The 18,078-nt window shown below is 40.7% G+C and carries 15 protein-coding genes; 7 read left to right on the top strand and 8 right to left on the bottom strand.

Annotated elements, in window-relative coordinates:
• Positions 1 to 19: 19 nt before the first annotated feature.
• The 4 genes from DCO56_RS23340 to rbfA are packed head-to-tail and all read right to left on the bottom strand — an operon-like array spanning position 20 to position 2,807.
• Positions 20 to 670: a hypothetical protein gene (locus tag DCO56_RS23340; protein ID WP_108636133.1), complete on the bottom strand. Its 651-nt coding sequence runs from the start codon at positions 668 to 670 to the stop codon at positions 20 to 22.
• 2 nt (positions 671 to 672) lie between these two features.
• On the bottom strand, positions 673 to 1,761 hold the full coding sequence (locus tag DCO56_RS23335; protein WP_108636132.1) for an aminotransferase class V-fold PLP-dependent enzyme: 1,089 nt from the start codon (positions 1,759 to 1,761) through the stop codon (positions 673 to 675).
• The gene (gene aat / locus DCO56_RS23330) at positions 1,745 to 2,401 is read right to left on the bottom strand and encodes a leucyl/phenylalanyl-tRNA--protein transferase (RefSeq protein ID WP_108636131.1); all 657 of its coding nucleotides are present in this window, start codon (positions 2,399 to 2,401) and stop codon (positions 1,745 to 1,747) included. The genes DCO56_RS23335 and aat overlap by 17 nt, the downstream gene beginning before the upstream one ends.
• 31 nt (positions 2,402 to 2,432) lie before the next feature.
• Positions 2,433 to 2,807, bottom strand: a complete 375-nt coding sequence (gene rbfA / locus DCO56_RS23325) for a 30S ribosome-binding factor RbfA (RefSeq protein WP_108636130.1) — start codon at positions 2,805 to 2,807, stop codon at positions 2,433 to 2,435.
• A gap of 782 nt (positions 2,808 to 3,589) precedes the next feature.
• Here rbfA and argH point away from each other — a divergent pair.
• Positions 3,590 to 4,921: an argininosuccinate lyase gene (argH, locus tag DCO56_RS23315; protein WP_108636128.1), complete on the top strand. Its 1,332-nt coding sequence runs from the start codon at positions 3,590 to 3,592 to the stop codon at positions 4,919 to 4,921.
• 109 nt (positions 4,922 to 5,030) lie between these two features.
• Here argH and DCO56_RS23310 read toward each other — a convergent pair whose 3' ends face one another.
• Positions 5,031 to 6,089 (bottom strand): aldose epimerase family protein, encoded by a 1,059-nt coding sequence (locus DCO56_RS23310; protein WP_108636127.1) that lies wholly within the window; start codon positions 6,087 to 6,089, stop codon positions 5,031 to 5,033.
• 140 nt (positions 6,090 to 6,229) lie between these two features.
• On the opposite strand from DCO56_RS23310, the gene DCO56_RS23305 reads away from it, so the two are divergent.
• Positions 6,230 to 7,588 (top strand): deoxyguanosinetriphosphate triphosphohydrolase, encoded by a 1,359-nt coding sequence (locus DCO56_RS23305; RefSeq protein ID WP_108636126.1) that lies wholly within the window; start codon positions 6,230 to 6,232, stop codon positions 7,586 to 7,588.
• 169 nt (positions 7,589 to 7,757) lie between these two features.
• Positions 7,758 to 9,869, top strand: coding sequence for a type IA DNA topoisomerase (locus tag DCO56_RS23300; RefSeq protein ID WP_108636125.1), 2,112 nt, complete (start codon positions 7,758 to 7,760; stop codon positions 9,867 to 9,869).
• Positions 9,870 to 9,901: 32 nt separating this feature from the next.
• On the opposite strand, the gene DCO56_RS23295 is transcribed toward DCO56_RS23300, so the two are convergent.
• On the bottom strand, positions 9,902 to 10,513 hold the full coding sequence (locus tag DCO56_RS23295) for a DoxX family protein (protein ID WP_108636124.1): 612 nt from the start codon (positions 10,511 to 10,513) through the stop codon (positions 9,902 to 9,904).
• A gap of 141 nt (positions 10,514 to 10,654) precedes the next feature.
• On the opposite strand from DCO56_RS23295, the gene DCO56_RS23290 reads away from it, so the two are divergent.
• The 3 genes from DCO56_RS23290 (at position 10,655) to DCO56_RS23280 (ending at position 13,002) form a co-directional block, all read left to right on the top strand.
• On the top strand, positions 10,655 to 11,638 hold the full coding sequence (locus tag DCO56_RS23290; protein ID WP_108636123.1) for a hypothetical protein: 984 nt from the start codon (positions 10,655 to 10,657) through the stop codon (positions 11,636 to 11,638).
• Positions 11,639 to 11,710: 72 nt separating this feature from the next.
• Positions 11,711 to 12,160 (top strand): energy transducer TonB, encoded by a 450-nt coding sequence (locus tag DCO56_RS23285; RefSeq protein WP_108636122.1) that lies wholly within the window; start codon positions 11,711 to 11,713, stop codon positions 12,158 to 12,160.
• Between the two features lie 77 nt (positions 12,161 to 12,237).
• Positions 12,238 to 13,002: a suppressor of fused domain protein gene (locus DCO56_RS23280; RefSeq protein WP_206531860.1), complete on the top strand. Its 765-nt coding sequence runs from the start codon at positions 12,238 to 12,240 to the stop codon at positions 13,000 to 13,002.
• A gap of 71 nt (positions 13,003 to 13,073) precedes the next feature.
• On the opposite strand, the gene lat is transcribed toward DCO56_RS23280, so the two are convergent.
• Both lat and amaB read right to left on the bottom strand, forming a co-directional pair.
• Positions 13,074 to 14,360 carry an L-lysine 6-transaminase gene (lat, locus tag DCO56_RS23275; RefSeq protein ID WP_108636120.1) on the bottom strand — a complete coding sequence of 429 codons (1,287 nt, stop codon included), beginning with the start codon at positions 14,358 to 14,360 and terminating at the stop codon, positions 13,074 to 13,076.
• Positions 14,361 to 14,379: 19 nt separating this feature from the next.
• Entirely contained in the window at positions 14,380 to 15,909 is a 1,530-nt protein-coding gene (amaB, locus tag DCO56_RS23270) for an L-piperidine-6-carboxylate dehydrogenase (RefSeq protein ID WP_108636119.1), read from the bottom strand.
• Positions 15,910 to 16,036: 127 nt separating this feature from the next.
• Here amaB and DCO56_RS23265 point away from each other — a divergent pair, with 127 nt between their 5' ends.
• Positions 16,037 to 17,209 carry an acyl-CoA dehydrogenase family protein gene (locus DCO56_RS23265; RefSeq protein WP_376786672.1) on the top strand — a complete coding sequence of 391 codons (1,173 nt, stop codon included), beginning with the start codon at positions 16,037 to 16,039 and terminating at the stop codon, positions 17,207 to 17,209.
• The last annotated feature ends 869 nt before the right edge of the window (positions 17,210 to 18,078 follow it).

Genomic DNA, 18,078 nt, shown 5'->3' with positions numbered 1-18,078 from the left:
GCTAGATATTTTATCTAGCTTATTTTTTGTTTGGACGATGCGGTATAAAATGTGCCTTTAGTTTATCCAGACCGAGATCCTCTTCAATTTTGTCTAACTCATAAGACCAGATTTTCTCATCCAGAATTTCATGCAGCACTTTCGGATTGGTGAGGTCCACAGGACGTACACGCTGCTCTCTATTGATTGGATTAGTCAGTTCCTGCAAACTGCTGCTATGTCTAATGATCTGAAAACGGAATGTCGGCCATTTTCCAACATTGGCGAAGTTTCCTGTATAAAATTGGATAGAATCGTGCGGTGGTATTTTATTGCTAAAAAGGCCTTTCACTTTATTCGCCGTAGCTTCGGAAACTGATACCAGGAGCTCATAACTTGTCTCATTGATGATATGAAGCTTGGCCAATCCATCTTTATGATCTCCGGAGATAGCCAGTAAAATTCCTTTTTCGATAAATCGATGCGGCGTCAATGGGGCGGCATGCTGATCAAGCTCGTCATCTGCTCTGCGCATATTTCCAAAGACGAGCGTGATCTTGTCCATGGGAACAGGAATTTCAAATCCTGTTTCATCTGTTACTCCGACAATATTGTTCGCTTGCATGGAAGTGATATGTCCTTCAATGGGCTCATCCACAAACCTGACTAAGTCGCCTATTCTAAATTTCATGATTAATTTGCTTTTGTATCTATAATATATAATAGTTTTTCAAGATCTGCATGGTCATTGTAGAGGTGGAATCCGACCCGGATACCGGAACCGCGGGGGAAACATTTTATACCCTCATCCATCAGAAGCTGAAAATTTTTGGGGTCGATCTGTATATTGAAAATATTGCTTTGCGGACGTCTATTTATAATACGATCCAGGAGTAGCCCTCTACTAGCCAGTTCAGCCCGGGCCTGTGCCACCAGATCCTGTGTATACAAGACTGTTTCAGCATATCCCCATTGTTCAAACTGCAATAGAGACTGTTGTAAGGTTCCCTGAGCTAGGGTGTCCAGATGCCCTGGTTCAAAGCATAACTGTACTACGGATTTATTCATCCATTGGTTGTTGAGGTAACTGTAGTTTTTCTGGATATCAGCATAAAGGATTTCTTTAAGTCGATCGTTCAGCAGGATAAAGCCATTTCCGAATCCGGCCATTAGCCATTTGTATCCGCTGCTCAATACGGCGTCAAAGCCCGAGGTATTAAAGTCAAATAAATCAGTTCCTAAAAATTGCGTTCCATCGCCAATGATTAACAAATCAGGATGCTGATGTTTTAATTCCTGTATAAAAGAAAGGTCTATTTTTAAACCGGAGATGTACTGAACAATGGATAGAATAAGTACGTTAGGTCTAAAAGTTGCTATGGCATCCAGAATATTAGCCTCAAGCTGTTCGTCCATATTGACAAAGCTATGCTCAAACCCACTAACTATAGTTGGGAAATTTACCGAGGGATAATCATTGTCCAAAAGCAGCACCTTATAATGTTTGGGAAGGCCCGCTAGTAATGCATTGAATCCAAAAGAAAAGCAGCTTGATAAAAATACATTGGTTCCGGGACAATTGAAGAATTGTCCAAGTGTATTTCTGCAAGAATCCAACATGGCGCCCTGTTGTTCACGAAGCGATGTGTTTGACTCATGAAACGCTTGATCGCGTTGCGTGCGCCATTGCTTTGTTTCACGTGAAAGTAGACCTGAACCGGGGGTGGTCAAGTAAGTTGTCGCTTCATCAATGTCAAAATATTTACTATATGGACTGTTCATATCTTGGGTCTTTTGTTAATATTGCTAAATAATCAGGTAAGGAAAGGTATTCACCGCCCATGCTTTCCAGATGGGACGTATGAAATTGACAGTCTATCAATTGTAGGTCTATTTCTTGCGCGAGGTAAATCAGTGCAGCTTTCGAAGCATTAGGTACTTTGGAAAACATGCTCTCTCCACAAAATACACCATTGATCAGCATACCATAGAGCCCACCTACAAGTAATCCATCTTGCCATACTTCCACTGAATGTGCATATCCCATTTCATGCAATGCTGTATAAGCCCGGATCATGTCTTCTGTGATCCATGTTCCATCTTGATCCTTTCTATTGATAGTGGAGCAATTCTGGATGACCGTATGAAAACTGCGGTCTACCGAAATGGAAAAGGTCTTTTTCCGGATACAGGCAGCCATGCTTTTGCTGATCTTGATCTTGGAAGGATAGATGACGAAGCGTGGATGAGGTGCATACCATAATATCGGTGTATCCTCACTAAACCAGGGAAATATACCATTGCTATAGGCCAAAAGCAATCGGTCAGCCGAAAGGTCACCCCCGACAGCCAATAAACCATCTTCATCAGCGTAGCTCGGATGTGGAAACTCCAGCTTTTTGTTATCCAGTTCAAATACCATCGATCCTTTAGATAGGCCAATTTAAATTGCGTTATTCTTCTGGTTGACGAGGCTCTTTACTTATTTCTTCAAACAATTTTTCCATGTGCTCCACGTACTCATTGGTGTCATCCAGGAAAAATTCCAATTGCGGAACAATTTTGACTTGGTTTTTAATTTTTGATCCTAACTTATAACGTATCTCGGATGTTTTGGTACGTATAGCTTTCATGTCTTCCTGCGCAGTCTTCGTGTTTAAAAAGCTCAAATAAACACGTGCGATAGCCAAATCAGGAGTAACTCGAACACGTGTAACTGTAATGAATGCTCCCGGAGCCCACGCTTTACCTTCCCGTTGAAATAATGCTGCTAAATCTTGTTGAATGACTCCAGCAAAACGTTGCTGTCTCTTGCTTTCTGTTCCCATCGTATACGTTTTATGTTGAATATGCTCAATATGATACACAAAGATAAGTATTTTAGGCTAGAATCACATGCATACCTATTGACTGGCTTTAGCACCCGTGTATACGAAAAAAGGCACATCTTGGTTTGACGTGCCTTTAAATTTCGATTCACAATTGGTTAGGTAATTTCTTGCAAGTTTTAAGACGTTGGGGTCTATCATATTTGGTTTTTAATCTCGGTGTATTTAAAGTGGTAAGTATTTACTAACCTTACCGGCTTCTATTTTTTCATCTCCCTTACACTACAAACATAGGAATACTTAAAAAACTGACAAAATAACTTTTAAAAATAAAGTGAGTGGTTACTTATAAAATGTGTTTATTGCGATTTAACAAACTTTTAACATTTGTTTTTTTTTGTAACATATATTTTTTTATTCCAAAATTCTCCTTTTTGCCCCTCTTTTGATTATTGTTTCTCCTTGCACAGCTTGGCATTGATATAACCATTTGCAATTGGTATTTTTGCATTGTTAAAAAATCGGGTGCATTTTGATCAATAACTTCAATCTGTTTAAGAGAGATCATAAATAATGAATAGAGATCGTTTTATGCGTAAAAAAGCTGAGTTGTAAATGCGAGATTGCGCCAATTGACAAATAACTATTTGCTGAGGGTAGGCGAATGGCCCTAAGACAAAAAATGACATACAAATAAATATTCTGATGAGCTATGATCAGCTGCTAAACCGAAATGAATATTGGCTCATCATAATTTCGTTACCATAAAACAATATATATTAATGAAAATCTGGCAAAAAAATATAGATGTTGATTCGTTTGTAGAATCTTTTACCGTAGGTAATGACCGTGTGATGGACCTACAGCTTGCTGCAGCGGATGTTTTGGGCTCTTTGGCCCATACACGGATGCTAAATAGCATCAGCCTGATGACTGATGAGGATCTTGCTTTGGTACAGAAGGAACTGAAAAATATCTATAAGGAAATTTTAGCGGGGGATTTTCAGATTGAAGATTCGGTAGAAGATGTGCATTCACAGGTTGAGATGTTACTCACACAACGCATCGGCGAGGCTGGTAAAAAAATTCATTCAGGCCGATCCCGAAATGATCAAGTGCTTGTGGACTTAAAACTGTACTTCCGTACAGAGATCCAACATATTATTCAGAATACCGAAGCTTTCTTCAATGAACTGATCCAGCTTAGTGAACGTTATAAACATATTTTGATCCCAGGCTACACACATCTTCAGATTGCGATGCCATCATCTTTTGGTTTATGGTTTGGAGCTTATGCGGAAAGTCTGGTTGATGATCTGGAAATGATGAAAGCGGCCTGGAAGGTCTGCAATAAAAATCCATTGGGTTCGGCTGCAGGTTATGGTTCTTCTTTTCCGTTAAATAGAACAATGACCACACAGTTATTGGGATTTGAAGATCTGAACTATAATGTGGTCTATGCGCAGATGGGTAGGGGTAAGACCGAACGGATTTTAGCACAGGGGATGAGTTCGATCGCAGCTACATTAGCAAAGTTCGCGATGGACGTGTGCTTATATATCAATCAGAATTTTGGCTTTATTTCATTCCCTGCCCATTTGACAACAGGGTCGAGTATTATGCCACACAAGAAAAATCCTGACGTTTTTGAACTGATCCGTTCACGTTGTAATAAAATTCAGGCATTGCCGAATGAAATTGCATTGATGACAACGAATCTTCCTTCGGGTTACCATAGGGATCTCCAATTGTTAAAGGAAAATCTATTCCCAGCGTTTAAATCGCTGAATGAATGTCTTGAAATAGCGACCTTCATGCTAGAAAATATTTCCGTAAAAGACAATATCCTTGATGACCCAAAATACGATTACCTTTTCTCCGTTGAGGTGGTAAACAATGAGGTGCTTAAAGGCGTGCCTTTCCGTGAGGCTTACCGGACTATTGGTATTGATATTGACGAAGGACGTTTCAAACCATCGAAAGAGGTTAACCATACACATGAAGGTAGTATCGGAAATCTTTGTAACGATCAGATTCAACGAATGTTTCAGCAGGTAAAAGCGACTTTCGGATTTGAACAAGTAGAAAAGGCCTTGGAAGAATTGGTGAAATAAGGCCAATTATCCTATTCAGTCCGTAACACTTGGCAACAATAGGTGCTGATTGAGACATGCTTGATGAAAAAGAGCTGTGATATATGTATGTTATCACAGCTCTTTTTTGTTATTTCTTAATTGAAAACTTAAAGTGTGTCTCTGAATCAAACGATTCACCGGCCCTTAATAGCGTGGAGGGAAATTCTGCTTGATTGGGGCTATCAGGAAAATGTTGTGTCTCCAGACAGAATCCGGCATAAGGTAGATATTTATACCCTCTTTTGCCGATATCATTTCCCGTCATCCAATTTCCAGTATACAGTTGTACTCCGGGCTCAGTAGTGAATACATCCAGCTGAATGCCTGTGTTTTTTGAGTAAGCTGTTGCGCAGGGCTGGGAGATTGGTTTATTATTGACATAACAATGGTCATAGCCTTTGGCTGCAATGAGCTGCTCATCATTTTCCGTGATGTCCTGAACAATTTTTTTAGGGGTTCTGAAGTCAAAAGCCGTCCCTTCTACCGGTACGATCGCATTGGGTACTTGATTCTCATCCACAAACAGCACTTCGTCTGAATTTATTTGAAGTACTTGTTGCAATACATCTCCGCTTCCCTCGCCATCAAGATTGAAATAGGTATGATTTGTTAAATTAATATGCGTGTCAGCATCGGACTCTGCGTGGTATTTGATAATGATTTCGTTATTTCTCGTTAGCGTGTAGGAAACCATTATTTTTAAGTTTCCCGGGAAACCCTCCTCGCCATCTTTAGAAACGTAGTAAAATTCTACATGAGACTGATAGGTTACTCTACGGTCCCAAACTTTATCATGGAAGCCCGATATTCCACCATGCAGACAATTTGTGCCATTGTTCTGCGGAAGTGTATACTGTTTCCCGTCTATTTCAAATTTGCCGTTTGCGATGCGGTTTGCAAATCGGCCAGCGGTACAGCCATGGTATTTTTCATCGGATTCCAGGTAACCCTGAATGGAATCAAAGCCGAGAGCAACATCAACTAGGTTGCCCTTGTTGTCGGGGACTAGGATACTGACAATACGGGCGCCGTAATCCGTTAAAAGCACCTGCATACCGCCCTCATTTTTTAATAAAAGTAAATGGGTGTTTTTCCCCTCAATATTGGTTTCAAAATGTTTTGGAATAAGTGTTTGATATTTTGTCATGATTGATTCCCATTGGTATTTAGGTTAAAGATACATATAAGTCGTGAGATATGAGAATTGAGAGGGGAGACTCCGGTTAGGCGGTTTTTTCGGGTTGATCTAATAGGTGCCTAAATTTTTATTTTTTATATATTTGCGCTATGTCTGAAAAAATGAACTGGAAAGATTTGCTTTCTGCAAAACGCTGGGGCTATGAAGATAGAACAGCTGACAGCTACCTTGTGGCTAGGTCGGAATTTCAACGGGATTATGACCGGTTGATCTTTTCTTCCCCATTTCGAAGATTACAGAATAAAACACAGGTTTTTCCGCTTCCGGGAGCTGTTTTCGTGCACAATAGGCTAACGCATAGCTTGGAGGTTGCCAGCGTAGGCCGTTCACTTGGCCGTATGTTTTATGCACAGTTAAAGGAGGAAAATTCCAATATAGATACCGAATACCCATTTCTTCAGGAAGTCGGAAATATTATCTCAGCGGCTTGTCTCTCTCATGATTTGGGGAACCCTGCATTTGGACATTCCGGGGAGTCTGCGATATCCACCTACTTCACAGATGGAGATGGACGGAAATATCAGGAACAGGTAACAGCCGAAGAATGGGCAGATCTGACCCATTTTGAAGGTAATGCCAATGCGCTACGGATTCTGACCCACGCTTTTCAGGGAAAAGATCCAAAAGGATTTGCTTTGACCTATACCTCATTGGCATCTATTGTGAAATATCCTTGTTTAGCGATAGATGGGCATGTCAAAAAAAGCCACCATCGCAAAAAATATGGTTTTTTTACAGAGGAGCAAAAAGCTTTTGAAAAAATTGCGGACGAGTTAGGGTTACTAAGAGATCCTTCCAATCCCAAGGGTTATTTGAGACATCCCTTGGTGTATCTTGTAGAAGCTGCCGACGATATCTGTTATAATATCATTGATCTGGAAGATGCGCATCATTTAAAAATATTATCCTACCAAGAGGTCGAGGAACTTTTATTGCCGTTATGTGGCTCCGAAAATCTTCGTGACCGATTGGACGGTTTGCTTGATACACCGAGTCGTGTAGCGCTCTTACGGGCTAAGGCAATTAATACCCTGATCAAAGGTTGTGTCGATGTATTTGTTCGTGAGCAAGAACAGTTTTTATCTGGAACTTTTTCATCCGCATTAATGGATGCACTGGATGACAGTATTGTAAAGCAAATGAACAAGATCTCAAAAATTTCTATAGCGAAGATCTATAATGCGCCAACTGTAGTCCAGATTGAGATTGCAGGCTATCGTGTTATGGATGCCCTGTTGAAAGAGTTTGTACCAGCATACCTTAAAAAGAACAAAAATAATTACGACAAGAAATTAGTCGCTTTGATTCCGGAGCAGTTTTATACAGACAAACAGGACTCCTATTCCAAAATCCGTTGTGTACTGGATTTTGTTTCTGGTATGACTGATGTATATGCCATTGAACTCTATCGTAAGATTAAAGGAATAACAATTCCGAGTATCGAATAGGTTTGCGAACAATTTAGTTTGTTAACTTGTGATCCTGGTTATCGATTTATTAAGATCAGGCTTACTTTTGTAAGTTATCTTGTCAAAGTAAAAATGAAAGTACTCGATAAGCTAAGAGCATGTACATGTTGCGTTTCAAATCTCAATACTCAAATCTCAAAACGTTAAAATGAAAGTTGTAATAGCTGAAAAGCCCTCCGTGGCACGTGATCTGGCCCGTGTGATGGGAGCGAAGGAAGTCAAAGATGGCTATATCGCCGGAAACGGCTATGCCTTTACCTATGCTTTTGGTCATTTGGTTCAACTATGCACGCCTCAAGCTTACGGTTATAATAGCTGGACCATTTCCAATCTTCCTATTATACCTGCAAATTTTAAACTGGAATCGAAAAAAGTTAAGCGGGATGGAAAGCAGATGGATGACACAGGTGCGGTCAAACAGCTCAATACGATAAAATCACTATTAGAACAGGCCGAAGAAATTATTGTAGCGACGGATGCCGGACGGGAAGGTGAGCTCATCTTTCGTAATATCTATTACTTCTTGGGTTCAAAGGTGCCGTTTAAACGGTTGTGGATTTCGAGTCAGACGGATAAAGCAATCAAAGAAGGTTTTGCTAATTTAAAAGAAGGCACTGAATACGATAGTTTATACATGTCTGCCCGCTCAAGATCGGAATCAGATTGGCTGATCGGGATCAATGCTACACAGGCGATCACCTTGGCAGCAGGCAACAAAGGGCTTCTTTCTTTGGGAAGAGTTCAGACGCCAACCTTGGCGATGATCTGCTCGCGTTACCTGGAAAATAAAGATTTTAAGCCGCAGGCATTTTATAAAATTCAGGCGGGCTTTGAAAAAGATAATATTAGCTTTAAAGCCACTTCAAACAAAATAGACAAAAAAGATGTTGCCGAACAGACCATCGCCCGATTGACTGTTGGAACAAATGCCCGCGTTGCTAAGGTTGAAGCCAAAGAGACAAAGGAACAACCTCCTTTATTGTTTGACTTGACTTCCCTGCAACAGGATGCAAACAAAAAATACGGCTACTCGGCCGACCAAACCCTGGGTATTGCGCAGACACTTTACGAGAAAAAGGTTATTACCTATCCACGTACGGGATCCCGTTATATCGGTGAGGATGTTTTCGAACATATCGAGGAACTTTTCCAGCATCTTTCGGATCATGCGGAGGAATCTATTGCTTCCATCGCGAAGAATTTAATTGGGGCAAAGTTAAATAAGCGTTCTGTTGATGACAAAAAGGTAACTGATCACCATGCGTTGTTGGTTACTGATGAAAAGCCGGGCCACATGTTGAAAGAACAGCAAAATATTTACAACATGATTGCCAAGCGTATGGTCGAGAGTTTCTCTGAAGTCTGTATAAAGGATATCACTACGGTCACGATAGATGCACAGGGGGTAGAGCTGATCGCAAAGGGAACGGTCATCAAACAGTACGGTTGGCGCCTTTCTGCCGAGCAGATAGAAGCTCCGGATGAGGATAAGAACAGCGATGACCAAGATAACGAAAATGCCCAGCTGCCTAAACTGCTGGCCGAGGAATTTCTGCAAATATTGACTTTGGAACTTGCTGAGCGTTTTACCAAGGCACGTCCGATTCATACCGAGGCTTCCCTCTTAAAAGCAATGGAAACTTCAGGTAAAGAAATTGAGGATGATGAAATGCGTCAGGCGATGAAAGACTGTGGACTGGGAACACCAGCTACCCGTGCGGCAACGATAGAGACGCTTTTTCAACGGGATTATATTAAACGGGATAAGAAAAAATTGATTCCAACAGAAAAAGGGCTAGCCGTATATAACCTTGTCAAAGATCGCTCGATCGCTAAAGTAACACTGACTGGAAAATGGGAGCAGAAGTTGGAAGAAATGCGGGCTAATAAGGTTTCTTATGATGTTTTTATGAAGCATATTAAGGATTATACGGCGAAAATTACCAAAGAGTTATTGACATTGCGTATTTCATTGGCGCAAGAGGAAGTCAAACCACAGCAGAAGGGGAAAATCAAGTGCCCCAAATGTGAGAAGGGCTTAATCCTGCTCTATGATCGGGTGGCACAATGTGATCACTACGCCCGCGGTTGTGATTTTAAGATTTGGCGAACCTTGAATGGTATTTTTCTGGAGGAAAAGGAGATGAAGAATCTGTTGGAAAAAGGGAAAACTTCGGAGTTTAAAGGTGTTAAAAATAGCGAGGGCGCCATCGTAAATGCTCCCCTTGTATTTGAAAACTTTAAAGTCAACGTGGGGTAAGCTGAAATCAGCCAACACTGGAATCGCAGTTGTCACGTAAACCAGTGCATGATTTGTACCCAAACTTCTTTCGGATGCGTTGCTATCAGAAATAGCATCTTGGGCGCTGCGGGAATAATCTCTAGTAAAGGAATAATTAATAGAATCCACAGATAAGTCCATTTATTTTTGAGATTAGTGGGCGTGGAATGTGTCTGCGTTATCGATCGAAGAGCAGGGAAAGTGAATTGCTTGTAATAAAAAAGTAGTAATGCTATATAAAATAGATAGCCTGTCAACCTGAAAAAGAAACCCACTTTGAGACCATAACCCATAATGGTCAGATCGATTACTAAAATATTGAAAATAATAGGTATGAGCATCAGTAGCCCCAAAATAACTGTACGGTTGAACAACAGGAATGCGGCGGCCATGACCTGTGAAATTCCAATGAAAGCTTTGAATGGTTGGTGGTCAAAAAGGTACCAGCCGATTTTGAATAAGCTCAAATCTTTTATGGGGGTATTGAGTTCGGCTTCGGTTAAACCTCCAAATTGTCCACCAGAGATTTTGCTCATTCCGTAACTTAGAAAAATGAGTGCTAACAATATCCTGATGGACAAGACAAGAAGTGTTTGGAATTTTTCCTCTTTTGTTGTTTCCATAATTTAGTGTTTATAATAAGATTCTTTTCATTGTCAGTTTCCATAAATTAATTTAAAGTCTTGGACCTGCAAGTCACCATATCGTAATAAGGTTTTCCTTTTCTTGTGTCCTTTTTGATTTGTATTAACTTTGCTGGCATTATGGCAACAACTTTGTATAATCCATTCAAACAATTTCAGTTTGATCCGGCTATTTGTTTTTTAACGGGCAATCAACTTCAGTCTGAGGAGGAGAGTATCCATGTCTTTCCTGTCTGGATGATGAAATCTTTTCAATTGGAAGATAAGCCCTTCAAAATGTTGGATGAGAATTTAGTGACCTATAAGTCCTTAAAACTTCCATGTTCTATCCTTGCTGCTGAAGCAATAGAGCAGATGGAACGTGCCGTTGAGCAATCATTCGAGCAAGGCTATGAAGCGGTCCGCCAATTGGATCCTTTGCTACTTTTTCAATGGATGACAAAGATCATTTATGGAGTTGTTTATAACGAAATTCTTGCAGGAATCCGCCAACAGAAAGCCTCAGGTGAGGACATGAATTTTTCACAGGCTTTGGCGCAGCGTTTTACCAACCTGCATGCCATGTTGCAGTCGTTGGTTGTTCCAATGGAATTTGAAAATACATTCCCATTTTCCCTCGTTGTTGTACCCGTAGAAAATGCACCGGATACCTTCATGTATCGTGATGAAATAAATACCCTGATTTTTTCGATTCGAATGAAAGACTTTGCGGTCATTGCTTGCCTTCAGGATAATGCGACAAACAATATCTATCACGAAGACATACTGAAAGTGATTGCTGGCAAAAAGCTTCACCCGATACAGTTTGAAGAATTATGTGCCCGCTATTTCTATTCAGCTTATTTATTCAATCGTTTACCCGATTATACCTATTTAAATACACCGCAGAAAGTTTATGTTGAACCAATGCCTTTAGCAGATATGTCGATGAAACCAATATTTGATCATTGGCAGAACAAGACGTATGGGCAGGTATTGGAAAACTTCTGGAAGCCTTGGGGGCTGACCTTATTTGAAATTATCAAAAATCCAGAACAACCAATTAGCTTTTTGCTGGATGATCAAGGTGCTTTTATCGGGGATGTTGATATGCCGCTAAATTAAATCTGAAGAAAGTAGGGTAATAAGTTGTTCCAAATACGCGTTAAAATGGTATGATTATGGATAAGATCAGGTATGTATTCACCAAATTTTAAAATGACTGTTTTATCAGTCCTATTTTTTATCGTTTGTTTGGTCTCAAAGGCACAGACTGGCGTTGTTCGTAACATTCCTACAGATAGTCTAGTTCAAAATGTGGATGATTTTCCTTATTTTAAGGGCGGGATAACGGCATGGTCAAAGTTCTTACAAAATAACCTCGATCTAACGCGTACAGCAGTTGCTATGGATAGCATTGCCTATGTAAAATATGGCTCCAAGCAAACAGCGATTCTTAATTTTATCGTTTGTGAGGATGGCGCGATTTGTAATATCGAAATTGAGAATCCAGAAAAGATAAGTCCTGAATTTGCTAAAGCAGTACTGTCAACAATGCGCAAATCACCGCAATGGATGCCAGCCTTAGTCAAAGGAAAGCCGGTCAAAACAAGATTTAGGCAACCTGTAGTTGCTGTTATTGAATAAATAAATACAAGCTGTAATCTGAAAATTTAACCATTTATTCGCATAGTATGTCATTTTGGGATAAAGTCAAAAAAATTATGAGTGGGGAAGAGGATGAATCCTCCACTGGAAAGAAAGATGTTGAAATTACCGCCGGGGGTTCGACTGTGTATCGTTATGAAAATCAACCTGAGGAAAAAGATCCAAAAGACCTATTCCCCGAGGTACAATGTGTTTATTTGGAAGAGATTGAAGAGCATCTGGCGAAATACATCGCTGAGCCAGATTGGGTTTTTCACGAAATTATATCTGAGTTGGTGCATATTGATGTGCATTGGATCAAACCTAGCGCGAATTATCCGTACAATATCTTGGTAACATCCGGTATGAGTGACCTGCCGATGAGTGTTCCGGATGAAATAGACGATAAGCAAGCTTATGAACGTGCCGAATTGATGGTTGTCCTTCCTGCGGACTGGAAGATAGGTGAGGAGGAGTTTCAGGATGATAACAATTATTGGCCGGTCTATTTTTTGAAGAGACTCGCACGTTTTCCGCATGAGTATAAAACCTGGTTAGGCTATGGGCACACGATCCCTAACGGGATGGAAGCTGAGGAAATAGCAAATACCGGTTTTGGTTGTATGCTTTTATTGCCTCCTATGTTGAGTTTTGATGAGGAATTTTTGGAACTTCAAACGAAGGATGGTAATATCATCAATTTCTATGCGATGATTCCGGTCTACAAGGAAGAAATGGATTTCAAACTGGAAGAAGGAACAGACGCTTTATTGGATCGTTTTGACGAATATGGGATCTCAGAACTGGTCGACATAGATCGTCCAAATGTGTGTAGGAACTAGTGATCTGAGACATTCCGTTCAAAAATGCAGTATTGTTAGGGGGATAATCCTCGGCAATACTGCATTTTGTCTTATAGGCTGTTTTCAATGATCGCTATTGTTTTGTCGATATCTTGCTTACTGACATTAAGGTGCGGTCTGAAGCGGATACTTTTCTCGCCACAGCCCAACATAATCAATTTATTGGCATAAGCCCGTTTGATAAATTCGTTACGGGAATCTGCAGTATCAAAATCCAGCGCAACAAATAAGCCTTCCCCCCTTAAGTTACTGAGCTGCGGTTTATCGTTTATCAGTTCCTGCAGCTTATTTTTAAGATATATTCCCTTTTCGGCGGCATTTGCCAATAGATTCTCCTGTTCAATGACTTCCAAAATTAATTTAAAACGGAGCATGTCTACAAAATCTCCACCGAAGGTTGAGTTGATCCGGCTGGATTCTTTGAATACATGATGCTCGACCTGATCAAATTTTTCCTTATTCGCCAATATCCCGCAGACTTGAGCCTTTTTGCCAAAAGCCAGGACATCAGGTATAACGTCGTAATGTTGATAAGCCCACATTTTTCCAGTAATACCCAAGCCTGTCTGTACTTCGTCAAAGATGAGCAGCACTTCATTTTCATCGCAGATCTGACGCAGTTGTTGAAAGAATTCTTTCCGGAAGTGATTGTCACCCCCCTCACCTTGTATGGGTTCAATGATAATGCATGCAATATCATTGGGATTGTTCTCAATAGCTTGATTGATCTCGGCGATTGCTTTTTCTTCCAGGTTTACTGTTTGGCTTATGCGCTCCGGTGTTAAAGGGTAGGTAAGCTTGGGATTAATTATCCGAGGCCAGTTAAACTTTGGAAAATACATATACTTCCTGGGATCCTGTGTGTTTGTTAGGGAAAGCGTATAGCCTGATCGACCATGAAAAGCCTGTTTAAAATGGATGACCTGGCTGGCTTCTTTTTGTATCCCTTGTGCGAAATTAAGTCTTGTTTTCCAGTCAAATGCTGCTTTTAAGGCGTTTTCCACAGCCAATGTTCCACCCGAGATGAAGAATGTGTAAGCGAGTTCTTTGGGTATGGCCACACGGTCGAAGGTATCCACAAAATCTGCAAATTCTTTTGGGTAGATATCTGACATTGCTGGCTTGTTGACTGCCATTTTGCCGAGAAAATCGCGATGTTTAATTAAATGAGGATGGTTGTAGCCAACAGCCATGGAGGCAAACATGCTAAACATATCCAAATATTCATCTCCATTTTCATCGACAACATAAGAGCCGTGCGATTTTTCCATATCCATGACCAGTGGAAATCCGTCCGCCAATATATGTTTACTTAGTCTTTCATGTACGTTGCTCATATTTTCGAATCTGAATGGTTTATAAATCGAATTTTATACCCTGTGCTAATGGTAAGTCTGTCGTATAATTAATGGTATTCGTCTGGCGACGCATATATGCTTTCCATGCATCAGAGCCGGATTCTCTACCTCCTCCAGTATCTTTTTCTCCGCCAAATGCTCCACCGATTTCTGCGCCTGAGGTACCGATATTGACGTTTGCGATGCCGCAATCCGATCCGGCAGCACTGAGAAATAGTTCAGCTTCTCTCAGGTTGTTTGTCATGACGGCCGAGGATAGCCCTTGAGTAACGCCATTTTGGAGGGCAATCGCATCGCTTATGTTACCCTGATATTTTATTAAGTATAAAATTGGGGCGAAGGTTTCATGCTGTACGATTTCATAGTGATTTTCAACTTCCGCAATAACGGGCTGCACATAGCAGCCGCTTTCATAACCTTTTCCCTCCAGTACTTTTCCCTTAATGAGAAGCTTTCCTCCTTGTGTTTTAATTTTGTCCAGTGCGTTTAAATATGATTTTACGGCGGCTTTGTCGATCAATGGTCCTACATGATTTTTGGTGTCCAAAGGGTCACCAATTTTTAGTTGTCCATAAGCTTTGGTCAGTTGTTTCTTTACTTTGTCATATATACTTTCATGGATAATAAGTCTTCGTGTGCTGGTGCAACGTTGTCCCGCGGTACCTACGGCACCAAATACGGCACCGATGATCGTCATGTTGAGATCGGCATTGGGAGTAACAATAATTGCGTTGTTACCGCCGAGTTCCAGCAGCGTTTTGCCTAAACGCTGCGCAACAGTAACAGCGACCTCTTTTCCCATTCTTGTTGATCCAGTTGCTGAAATTAAGGCAATGCGGCTGTCAGCAGCAAGCCATTCACCGACTTCTTTATCACCCATGACCAGATTGGAGATACCTTCTGGTAATCCGTTATTGTGAAGGATATCAGCTAATATTTTCTGACAGGCGATCGCACATAGTGGTGTTTTCTCACTGGGCTTCCATACCACTGTGTTTCCGCAAACCAAAGCGATGGCCGTATTCCATGCCCATACGGCAACGGGGAAATTAAATGCAGTAATAATTCCGACGACGCCCAGTGGATGATATTGGTCATACATGCGATGGCCCGGACGTTCGGAATGGATAGTATTTCCGTAGAGCTGTCTGGATAAACCAAGGGCAAAATCACAAATGTCGATCATTTCTTGTACTTCCCCCATGCCTTCCTGGTAAGATTTACCCATTTCATAGGAGACTAATTTTCCGAGTGTCGGTTTCAATTCTCGTAATTTATCGCCTAATTGACGGATAATGTCTCCTCTCTTTGGAGCGGGGATAAGTCGCCATTCTTTGAATGTGTTTTCGGCTGTATCGATAATGGTTTCATAATCTTTTTGGCTGCTCCCTGATACTTTCGCAATGAGTTTTCCGTCGACTGGAGATAAGGATTCGAATGCTTCGCCTCCAGAAAACCAGTTCTCGCCTGTTGACGAGCCTAAATTCAGGGAGGTTATGCCAAGTATTTTAAGTTCCTTTTTTATCATAATGGTTTATTTTATTCGTGTATTATGTTAAATGTAAGGAATAAAATTCTGTTAAACAAGTTTTGAATGAATATTGTTCAGTTTGAAAATATTTTATTATCTTAGATAAGCTAATGTAGACTATACGATGATGAAACAAATAAATGTTGATTATTTTCAAGTAGATGACCTGTTATCCGAGGAGCAAAAGCTTGTTCGTGGTGCCGTGCGTGATTTTGTCCGGTCAGAAATAAAACCTGTCATAGAAGATGCGGCACAGGCACATCAGGCAATACCGGGGTTAATGCCTAAACTTGGTGCAATAGGGGCTTTAGGGCCCTATATTCCTGTAGAGTATGGTGGTGCCGGATTGGATCAGATTTCTTATGGTTTGATCATGCAGGAATTGGAGGCTGGTGATTCTGCTGTCCGTTCGGCTGCCTCGGTGCAATCTTCTTTGGTGATGTATCCGATATATACCTATGGTAGTGAGGAGCAACGACGGAAATATCTGCCGCGACTTGCTTCGGGTGAGCTTATAGGATCCTTTGGTTTGACCGAGCCGAATCATGGATCTGATCCGGGAGGTATGGAAACACGACTGACCGCTAAGAACGGTGGTTTTCTATTAAATGGAGCAAAGATGTGGATCACAAATTCGCCGATATGCGATCTTGCCGTGGTCTGGGCACGCGATGAGGCTGGAAAAGTACGGGGGGTAATTGTTGAGCGTGGAATGGATGGTTTCGAAACGCCGGAAACATTACATAAGTGGTCGTTAAGGGCCTCTAAAACGGGTGAGTTGGTTTTTCATGATGTTTTTATTCCCGCGGAAAATGTATTACCTGAGGTAAGCTCAATGCGTGGGCCGCTGTCTTGTTTGAATTCAGCACGGTATGGAATATCTTGGGGCGTGATAGGCGCAGCGATCGACTGTTATGAAACTGCTGTTCAATATGCTTTAGAACGGGAGCAATTTGACCGACCAATTGGTGGATTCCAATTACAACAGAAGAAATTAGCCGAATTTCTGACAGAAATTACAAAAGCGCAATTATTGTCGTGGCGCTTGGGTGTCTTGAAAAACGAAGGTAAGGCAACTCCACAACAGATTTCGATGGCCAAAAGGAATAATGTGCATATGGCTTTACAGATTGCGCGTGAATCCCGACAGATCTTGGGAGGAATGGGCATTGTTGGAGATTTTCCAATAATGAGACATATGATGAATCTTGAGTCTGTTATTACGTATGAAGGAACTCACGATATTCATTTATTGATTACTGGCCAGGATATCACAGGGCTTAATGCATTTTCTTAAATCTGAATGCAAATCAAATAGGGGGACATCATATTGTTCAAATTGATGATAACAACATGATGTTTTGTTTAAGATTTCGTGTTGTTGGCTCTGATATAGTATTTAATTCACGTGGCGCAGCCATCGTTTTTGAGAAAAAGACGATGGCTGCGCCACGTTTATTCTGTTTTTAATAAATTCATTCTCCATATATTTAGTGTTTTCCTCTGATTGAATCCCATTTATCTCCCGGGTGGGAAAGCTATTTGTTTTCTTAAAAGAATTTTCGTTCAGATGCCCAAGTAATATAGATGGGTATAACAAGGATTGGCCGCCGTTATATTCCTTTTGATTCTTGGACTCTGTCGATATAATGGCTGATCATACTTTATCTAATTGCTTATCCTGGTAGATCACAAGCCCTAAAATCACAAATACTGTTTATGATCGCCCCATTTTTACCCTTATTTATGGACAAGTTCGATTTTAATTTAGCAATAAGTTAGATTTAAGTTAGCAATCCATTAGATTTAGTTTAGTTTTTACCTAATGAAAACCTAAATTAAACCTAAACAAACCCTAACTAAACCCTAACTAAAAGCATAACTTGTCCTTGAGTTATGATTAATGTTTCCCATAGGCGATTGAATGGAAATTTTCGGGGTGCGGAAAGGCCTCCTGCGGAAAAACAATCAGCCACCGTTACAGCGAGTTAGGGGTAAAATGAAATAAATAAGAACAAAAGGCTTGGAAGTTTGTTAATAAACTCCCTATCTTTGCACCACTCCGCAAGGGAGGAACGGTTGCTTCGAAAGAAGGAATCCTGAAAAAAGAAGGGTTTAACGGGAGTTAGGCGCAGAAATTGGAAAAAGAAAAAGAAAAAAAACTTC

The sequence above is a fragment of the Sphingobacterium athyrii genome, from assembly GCF_003071065.1.
GTDB lineage: Bacteria > Bacteroidota > Bacteroidia > Sphingobacteriales > Sphingobacteriaceae > Sphingobacterium > Sphingobacterium athyrii.
The sequence above is the reverse complement of the archived record's forward strand: the minus strand, read 5'-3'. Positions and strand labels throughout refer to the sequence as shown.